Source organism: Persicitalea sp. (assembly GCF_041751555.1).
In the GTDB taxonomy this organism is placed as follows: domain Bacteria; phylum Bacteroidota; class Bacteroidia; order Cytophagales; family Spirosomataceae; genus Persicitalea.
The window spans coordinates 1-6,881 of sequence record NZ_JBGSXF010000681.1 but is presented as its reverse complement, the minus strand read 5'-3'; the positions used below and the strand labels follow the sequence as shown (position 1 = coordinate 6,881).

Here is a 6,881-nt window from a genome sequence, read left to right as displayed (position 1 = left end):
CTTGACTATGCTTTTCTCAATAACCGCATATCGGGGTCATTGGAGTATTACACGAAGAATACCAATGACTTGTTGATTCAAATTCAGTCGGCCCAACCCGCTATATCTCCCTTTGTATGGACAAACCTCGACGCCGACATCGTTAACAAAGGTTTCGAGATCAATGTCAATGGCATAATCGTGGACAAAAATGATTTCGGGTTTGAAGTCAATGCCAATGCCGCGTTTAACAAAAATACTGTCAAGAACCTGCTCGGTACCTACGACACAGGTTCAATCAGCGGACAGGGACTGACCGGGGCTTTCGCTCAACGCATCGCCAGCGGCCAGCCGCTGTACGCCTTCTTCCTGCGGGAATTCGGAGGTTACGACGAGGCTGGTAACTCAATCTACACAGGCGGCGATTTTCAGCGGTTCCTGGATGGCAAGAGTCCCATCCCCACAGTAACGGGGGGGCTTACGCTCAACCTACGCTACAAGCGCTTCGATCTGAGTACTTTCTTCAACGGCGTATTCGGCAACTACATCTACAACAACACGGCCAACGCCTACTTCACCAAGGGGTCGTTCTCTAACGGCCGGAACGTGACTACAGACGTCGTTACCAGCCAAGAAGGTCCTTTGAACGCACCTGACGTATCTACCCGCTTCCTGGAAAAGGGTGATTTCGTTCGTTTGCAAAACTTGAACCTGAGTTATAGGTTAAATACGGGCGAAAGTGCCTTCCGCAACGTACGTTTATTCATAACGGGCCAGAACCTGCTGCTGTTCACCAACTACTCCGGCCAGGATCCTGAAGTCAATACCAATAAAGCTATCGGTGGCGTTCCGTCGCTGGGTATCGATTATACGGCTTACCCAAGATCCCGCACCTGGACATTTGGTGCCAGCTTATCATTCTAAAAATCTTCAGACAAACAATTATGAAAAAGACATCTTTAAAAATAGTATTTAATGGACTAGTCGGGGCACTCGTCCTGACATCCTGCACTGACTTACAAGTCAATGAGAAAGACTCGATCGTAATCGAATCTACGGGTAGTGGCTTTACGGCCGGTAATCCCACCGAATTGCTGAACGGCCTGTACAACGACTTGGGTGTGTACAATGATCAAGGTAACCTATACTCGCTTGGGCAGCATACCTCGGGCGAGATGATCCCCCCCACGCGGGGAGTGGACTGGGGCGACAATGGGGTTTGGCGTACTTTGCATGCTCATACTTGGGATGCTACCCACTCCCAAATTCTGAACGCCTGGAATGCGCTCAATAGCAGGAGCTACCGCTGCGAGCAGTTGCTGGCTTCCAGCCCCAGCCCCGTACAGGCTGCCGAAGCCAAGGCATTGCGAGCATTGTTTATGCACCACGTGATGGATCTTTGGGGGCAGGTGCCACGCCGCACAGTGGATCAGGGAGTGGAAGCTCTGCCGATGGTGATGTCCCGCTCGGAAGCCTTCGATTTCATCGTGAAGGATTTGGAGGAGGCTCTTCCCAACTTGCCAAAACTAGGCCCGGCGCCGATCAATGCCCGTGCTTCAAAGGCGATGGCCAATACGCTGCTGGCGCGTCTTTATTTAAATAAAGCAGTCTACAAGTCGGCAAAACCCGAGGGCCCTTACACCTTCGACAAGGCCGATATGGACAAAGTTGTGAAATACTGCGATGCGGTGGCGGCAGATGGATTTGCGCTGGATGCCGACTTTTTCAATCCCTTCACCGCCGGACTTTCCACAGATAAAATCTTCACTGATTTGCAGGGTACGCCCCGCAACCGCTGGATGATGACTATGCACTATGACCAGGGTGGCTTCCCCGCCGAGAAGGACGGGCCTTGGAATGGCTTTACGACCCTGGCTGAATTTTATGAAAAGTTCGAAGCAAACGACGACCGTCGTCATAAGGCAGTTGGTTTTAACAAAGGGTACGGCGGACTCAACAAAGGCTTCCTGATCGGTCAGCAATTCCGCGAGGATAAGACGCCGATCATCGATTCTCGCTCCAAGGATCCGCTGGTGTTCACCAAAGACGTACCCCTGGCGGGTGCCGCCACCAACAAGGGCATCAGGGCGATCAAGTACCACCCCACCGACTTCGGTAAGTATCTGATCCTGCGGTATTCCGACGTGTATCTAATGAAGGCCGAGGCGATGCTGCGCGGTGGCGATGCTGCCGGTGCGCTGAAAATGGTCAACGACCTGCGCAAGATGCGTAAGGCTACTGCTTTGGCCACCCTCACCGCTGATGCGATGTGGAAAGAGCGGGGGTATGAGTTGTATTGGGAGGGCGTTGCCCGTACCGACGAAGTGCGTTTCGGCAAGTTCAACCGTCAGTATCAGGACATCGTCAATCTGGAACCTTATACAGTACTGTATCCGATTCCGTCCACGGCTATTGCTTCCAACACCAATTTGAAGCAGAACCCAGGGTATTGATTATTTTTTTGTAAAATCTTGGGAATGCCCGAACGTCTTGTTCCGGGCATTCCCTTTTTTAAGCCATTTGGTCTTGATGAAGAAATTTGTCTTCTGGCTCGCTGCTTTGGCGGCTTTTGTACTATCCTGTAATAATCCCAACCGTTCGGAACCCGGAGAAATTGCCGATTTGAAACGAGAACTATCCAATCTTGAATCCGACGAGGCATTGATGAAAGTCAGGGTGGGGGAGAAGGATTTTTATTCGGAGAATATGCCTTTCAAAACCAACGTTTTACTTCTACCCCAGTCATTCAAAGTTGGGTTTCTGAACAAAGAAGGAGGCAATGTGGAAATGGAAATGATCAGGGATAGCTGGTTTGAAGAAAAGCCGATAAACTTCAGTCTAACCAACAGCAACTTAGGGGAAAGCGGTGGCGACCAGGTAATTGTCATGATCGGTAAGCTAACCGACGAAATGGCATTGCAGGGCGAAGGATACTTCCTCGTCAATGGGAAAATCGAGGTGCCGGAGTTGAGCCGCCAGGTGATTACTATCGTTTTTAAGGGAAATTTAGTAAAGCCCGGACAAGCAAGTACTGTCGAAAACTACGTTCCGGTCGAAGGCTGGATCGTTGTAAAAGAGCCCGATTTCTCTGACCAGAGTTCTGCCGAAATATTGAAGCAGCTTGATGAAAAATAGTTTTTACGTTCTTGTTTTAGCCCTATTATTACTTTCCTGTGGTCAGCGGAACAAACCGCTGTTCGAGCAAATGGACGGGGCCGATACGGGTATTTTGTTTCAAAATACTGTAAAAAATACCGCCGACTTCAATATTTTCACCTACCGTAATTTCTACAACGGTGGTGGCGTAGCGATCGGCGACGTGAACAACGACGGTCTGCCGGACGTCTTCTTTACGGCCAATATGGGGGCCAACAAGCTGTATCTCAATCAAGGGAAAGGTGAGAAATCCTGGCTTCACTTTGAAGACATTACAGACGAGGCGGGCATTGCGGATAGTACCCGCTGGTCGGCGGGCGTGGTAATGGTGGACATCAACGCCGACGGCTGGCTGGACATCTACGTCTGCAACGCGGGCTACCAGAAGGGAGTAGGGCAGGAGAACACACTCTACATTAACAACCACGATCTGACTTTCACCGAGCGAGGCGCCGAATACGGACTTGCTGACAGCGGCTACACTACCCACGCTGCTTTTTTCGACTACGACCTGGACGGCGACCTCGATGTTTACGTGCTGAACAATAGTTTTATTCCCGTTAGCTCGCTCAATAATTCCAATGAACGCAATCGTCGCGCCGCCGACTGGGACGTGCCGGAAATTTTCAAGGGAGGCGGCGATAAACTTTATCGCAACGACAGCCGTCCGGCCACGGACAAGCAACCCTTCGCGCCTAAATTCACCGAAGTGACTGAGCAAGCAGGAATTTACAGCAGCCTGATCGGCTTCGGGCTGGGCATCACGGTGGGCGATGTCAACGACGACAACTACCCCGATTTGTATGTGTCCAACGATTTTTTTGAAAAAGACTACCTCTACATCAACCAGCGCGACGGAACCTTCCGCGAAGACCTGGAAAACCGAATGGGCCACAGCAGCATGGCCTCAATGGGAGCCGATCTGGCCGATATTAATAACGACGGCGAACCGGAAATTTTCGTTACCGATATGCTGCCACGCGACGAGTATCGGCTCAAAACTACCACGACATTCGAGAACCACTACGTCCACAATATGAAGGCGAAGCGGGGCTTGTATCAGCAGTTTACCCAAAACACCCTGCAACTTAACAACCGCGACGGTACGTTTAGCGAGGTCGCTTCCTTCGCGGGCGTTCAGGCCAGCGATTGGAGTTGGGGGGCGCTACTTTTCGACGCCGACAATGACGCCAAAACCGACATTTATGTCTGCAACGGCATTTTCCATGACGTCATAAACCAAGATTTTATCGACTTCTTTGCCAGCGAGGTCAACCAGACTATGGTACTGTCGGGTGAGAAGGAGAAATTTGACAAAATTATCGGCCAAATGCCCTCGACGCCCGTGCCGAATAACTTTTTTCACAATGAGGGTGGTTTGAAATTCGCGGAGAAAGGAGCCGAATTTGGTTTTGGGACTCCGTCTTTTTCCAACGGGGCCGCTTACGCTGACCTGGATAATGACGGGGATTTGGATTTGGTAGTTAACAACTTAAACCAGCCCGCTTTTGTCTATCAAAACAAAACCAGTGACCAGCCAAGGCCTAAAAATTTCATTAAAATTGTTTTGACTGGCGAAGGTCAAAACACCCAGGCAATCGGTGCGAAAGTCGAGATATTCTGCGGCGATCAGATTTTCAGCCGCCAGCAGAACCCGGCCCGCGGGTTCCAATCCAGCACCGAGCATCCACTTACGTTCGGATTGGGTGATTTTACCAAAATCGACTCATTGCGGGTAGTTTTCCCTGATCGGAAAGTGATCGTGCTGAAAGATGTGAAGTCGAGCCAAGCTTTGAAATTGGCGCAGCGGGAGGCGGTCGAATCGGCTACCGCCCCTACCTCCTTGTCAGAATCTTTGTTCAAGCGCGTGGAAGTACCTTTCGAGGTTCCAGCCGAAAATGATTACGAAGATTTTTACGGCGAAAAAAATATCCCAATGAAGCTATCCGCCGAGGGGCCGAAAGCAGCTGTGGGAGACGTAAATGGAGACGGGCTGGACGACGTGTTCATATGCGGTACCAAAGACCAAGCCGGGCAACTGTACCTTCAAAAAAACGGGCAGTTCGTACCGACGAAACAGCCCGTCATGGAGCGGTTCGCCCGCTTCGAGGACACCGCTTGCACCTTCTTCGATGCCGACGATGATGGTGACCTGGATTTGTACGTGGGTTCGGGCGGCAACGAGTACCTAACAGGCGAGCAAGAACTGATGGATCGGCTCTACGCCAATGACGGTGAAGGCAATTTCAGCATCGGCTCGCTCAAACTACCCAATCACTCAATGAACACTGCCGTGGCCGCGCCCTATGATTTCGACGGCGACGGCGACCTCGACATTTTCGTCGGCAGTCGCAGCTACCCCAAAAAATATGGTCTAACGCCGCCCAGCTACCTCTATGAAAACGATGGTAAAGGCCAATTCCGGGATGTCGGTAAACAATTTGGTGATCAAATGACCCTTGGCATGGTGCGCGATGCCGCCTGGATCGACCTGGCCGGGAAGGGCGAAAAAGTACTGGTCATCGTCGGCGATTGGATGGCACCCGTCGCATTGCGATTGCAGAAAAATAAACTGGAACGCGTTACCACGGGCCTGGAAAATCTGTTCGGCTTCTGGGGCAGCCTGGCCTTCGCCGACCTCGACAATGACCAGGACTTGGATTTGGTTTTGGGAAATATCGGCGAAAACTTCGGTCTGAAGGTAGATCAGCATCACCCGATGAAAATTTATCTGGGTGATTTTGACAAGAATCAAACTCTGGACAAAGTCTTGACCAAAACCCACGACGGGAAGGACGTCCCCGTATTCCTGAAACGGGATTTGATGGAGCAATTTCCATTTTTGAAAGCTAAAAACCTGAAACACGCCGACTACGCCCAGCGTACTATGGCTGATTTGTTCGATGCCGAAATGTTGCGTCAGGCCCAAGTGAAACAAGTGAACTACCTCAAGTCCATAGTTGCGGTGAACGACGGGAAGGGGAATTTTACGATACAAGAATTGCCCGTGACTGCCCAATTTAGTTGCGTTAACGCCCTCGCGATCGAAGATGTGAACAAAGACGGTCTGCCGGATATTCTGGCAGGGGGGAACTCCTATAATTTCATTCCGCAACTGGGTCGGCTCGATGCCAGTCGGGGTATGGTTCTGCTGAATACAAAAAAGAATAGCTTTGAAGCTCTGGGAGCAACTGTATCGGGTATCAACGTACCGGGGGAGTTGAAGCAAATTGTGCCATTGCTTCTCAACGGGACTTCTGGGCTACTTTTCCTGGTCAATGGCCGGAAGCCCAGCGCATTTGTAAAAAATCAATCGCTCCAATGAAGCTATGTCACAAATATTTTTCTTGGATGCTTCTGGCTGGGCTGTTCGCCTGCCGTTCTTCGCCTGAGCCCATGTTTCAGTTGCTTGAAAACGAGAAAACGGGTGTGGATTTTGTGAATAGTGTGAAGCCGTCGCCTGAGTTTAATATTTTCAGCTACATGTACTTTTATAATGGCGGCGGGGTAGGCGCGGGCGATTTCAACAATGACGGTCTGGTGGACCTGATTTTCACGGCCAACCAAACCGCCGACCGACTGTTTCTGAATCAGGGTAACATGAAGTTCAAGGACGTGACGGATGCGGCGGGACTGGGTGCGATTAAAGGCTGGCACACTGGCGTCTCGGTGGTAGACATCAACCAGGATGGTTTGCTCGACTTTTACGTGAGTTGCGTAGCAAAATATAGCGGCGCGGGTAGCCA

At 50.9% G+C, this 6,881-nt stretch carries 4 protein-coding genes and 1 pseudogene; all 5 read left to right on the top strand.

The window, feature by feature from the left end:
* A pseudogene (locus tag ACEW8P_RS24055) lies at positions 1-903 on the top strand (SusC/RagA family TonB-linked outer membrane protein); the annotation flags it as partial.
* Positions 904-923: 20 nt separating this feature from the next.
* Entirely contained in the window at positions 924-2,432 is a 1,509-nt protein-coding gene (locus ACEW8P_RS24050) for a RagB/SusD family nutrient uptake outer membrane protein (RefSeq protein WP_373515605.1), read from the top strand.
* A 76-nt stretch (positions 2,433-2,508) separates the two neighbouring features.
* On the top strand, positions 2,509-3,114 hold the full coding sequence (locus ACEW8P_RS24045) for a hypothetical protein (RefSeq protein WP_373515604.1): 606 nt from the start codon (positions 2,509-2,511) through the stop codon (positions 3,112-3,114).
* A complete protein-coding gene (locus tag ACEW8P_RS24040) occupies positions 3,104-6,460 on the top strand; it encodes a VCBS repeat-containing protein (protein ID WP_373515603.1) in 3,357 nt (1,118 codons plus the stop codon). The genes ACEW8P_RS24045 and ACEW8P_RS24040 overlap by 11 nt, the downstream gene beginning before the upstream one ends.
* On the top strand, positions 6,457-6,881 hold a 425-nt coding region (locus tag ACEW8P_RS24035; RefSeq protein ID WP_373515602.1), incomplete at its 3' end, for an FG-GAP repeat domain-containing protein. The genes ACEW8P_RS24040 and ACEW8P_RS24035, both read left to right, overlap by 4 nt.

Excerpts from the sequence above, each read along its gene's own strand:
- ACEW8P_RS24040 (WP_373515603.1), top strand. The coding sequence starts at position 3,104 with ATGAAAAATAGTTTTTACGTTCTTGTTTTAGCCCTATTATTACTTTCC.
- ACEW8P_RS24045 (WP_373515604.1), top strand. The coding sequence starts at position 2,509 with ATGAAGAAATTTGTCTTCTGGCTCGCTGCTTTGGCGGCTTTTGTACTA.
- ACEW8P_RS24050 (WP_373515605.1), top strand. The coding sequence starts at position 924 with ATGAAAAAGACATCTTTAAAAATAGTATTTAATGGACTAGTCGGGGCA.